Annotated in this window: 3 protein-coding genes; 1 reads left to right on the forward strand and 2 read right to left on the reverse strand. The window is 60.7% G+C overall.

The window, feature by feature from the left end; translation table 11 throughout:
- A partial coding sequence (locus HX846_RS32635) for an HDOD domain-containing protein (RefSeq protein ID WP_178966992.1) occupies positions 1–667 on the forward strand: 667 nt, incomplete at its 5' end.
- Between the two features lie 100 nt (positions 668–767).
- Here HX846_RS32635 and HX846_RS32640 read toward each other — a convergent pair.
- The gene (locus tag HX846_RS32640) at positions 768–1,148 is read right to left on the reverse strand and encodes a hypothetical protein (RefSeq protein ID WP_010168229.1); all 381 of its coding nucleotides are present in this window, start codon (positions 1,146–1,148) and stop codon (positions 768–770) included.
- 125 nt (positions 1,149–1,273) lie between these two features.
- On the reverse strand, positions 1,274–1,923 hold a 650-nt coding region (gene tagQ, locus HX846_RS32645; protein ID WP_178966993.1), incomplete at its 5' end, for a type VI secretion system-associated lipoprotein TagQ.

Raw genomic sequence — 1,923 nt, forward strand, 5'->3', positions numbered from 1 at the left:
CAAGATCCGCTCGGTGGAAGACGCCATCGTGCGCGTGCTGGGCTTTGACCTGGTGATCAACCTCGCACTCGGCCTGGCCCTGGGCAAGACCTTGAGCCTGCCCAAGGACCACCCGCAACAGGCCACGCCGTACTGGCACCAGTCGATCTATACCGCTGCCGTCATCGAAGGCCTGACCCGCGCCATGCCCCGCGCCCAGCGCCCGGAAGCCGGGCTGACGTACCTCGCCGGCCTGCTGCACAATTTCGGCTACCTGTTGCTGGCCCACGTCTTCCCGCCGCACTTCTCACTGATCTGCCGGCACCTGGAGGTCAACCCGCACCTGTGCCACAGCTACATCGAGCAGCATCTGCTGGGCATCAGCCGCGAGCAGATTGGTGCGTGGTTGATGCGCTATTGGGACATGCCGGACGAACTGTCCACCGCCCTGCGCTTCCAGCACGACCCGACCTACGACGGCCAATATGCGGAATACCCGAACCTGGTGTGCCTGGCCGTGCGCTTGCTGCGCAGCCGCGGCATCGGCTCGGGGCCGGATGAATCCATCCCGGACGAACTGCTTGAGCGCCTGGGGCTGACCCGGGACAAGGCAGAGGACGTGGTGAGCAAGGTGCTGGACGCGGAAACGTTGTTGCGCGAGTTGGCTTCGCAGTTCAGCCAGGGATAAATCTGGCGCCTGNNCCAGCTCCCACATTTGACCGAGTTCTAGCGGTAGAAACCCGGTCAAATGTGGGAGCTGGCTTGCCTGCGATGAATTCAACTCGGTCTTAAGCCTTGGGCTTTTTCTTCGGCTTCAAATACTTGGTCAACCCCTGGAACCAGATCACCAGCGCCGGGTTGCCCTTGATCTGGATCGACTTGTCCTGAATCCCCGTCATGAACGCCAGTTGCTTGTTCTTCGCCTGCATCGTGGCGAAGCCGTAGGCGGCGTCTTTGAAGGCGATGGCAAACGCAGGCGCGGGATGAACACCCGAGCGGCTGGTAATGCGCTGGTCTTTGACGATGAAGTGACGGGCAACCTTGCCGTCGAGGGTCTGCAACTGGAACGCCAGGTCCTTGTCACCCAACTGCTGCTGGAACGCAGGGTTGGTGCGGCTGGCTTTGCCCATCAACAGGCCAAGCATCCAGAGAAGAAAACGAAATTTCATGCACACGGCCTCAGTGTAATTATTGGGTGGCCGCAGCAGTTTAACGATTTGTGCAAATAACGCTACCGATCTCCCGTTTTAGCAGGAGATCGGCTGGCGTTTAACGCTTATAGCAACAACTTTCCTCAGACGTTAGGGCAAGGAACCGGTGCCCAATCCGCCAGGTTCGGATCACGGCAAGTGCCTTCGATCTGCGCTTTACCGGCGCTGGCAACCTGCTTGCTTTCAGCTTGCTTGGTCTGGGCGGTCTGGATGGTTTTCTCGGTGGCTACGGCTTCTTTCGGCACGGTTGGCAGTACCGGCTTCTTCGCGACTTTTACCGGCTTCTTGCCTTTGGCTGGCGTCACCACCGGCGTGGTATCGGCAGTCGCAACAGTGACCACGTCAGCACGTTGTACGCCCACTTGTTGCAGATCCTGCTCGTACGCCTGGGTGTAGTTGTTCAGGTCTTCGCTGGCCTTGCCGTTCACCGCGACGATCAGGTCGTTGGACTCTTTCAGGCCCGAGACGATTTCTGCCAGGCGCTTGCGGCCTTCAACGTCGTTGACGGTCTTGGCCTTGCGGTCGGCCACCAGCTTGGTGAACGCGCTCTGGTAGCACTGCTGGGACGCCTTGGCGTACGCGGTGCTGCGGTCGATGTCGGAGGCACGCTTGTTGACGTCGGTGGCGTAGGAGGCGATGCGCTGGTTGTCATCGGTGATCTGCTTCTGGCGCTCGGTGTAGTAACCCGCAGCACCACCGGCCAGGGCGCCGCCCGCTGCACCGATGGCAGCGT

It is taken from the genome of Pseudomonas sp. K5002, assembly GCF_013386655.1.
Taxonomy (GTDB): Bacteria; Pseudomonadota; Gammaproteobacteria; order Pseudomonadales; family Pseudomonadaceae; genus Aquipseudomonas.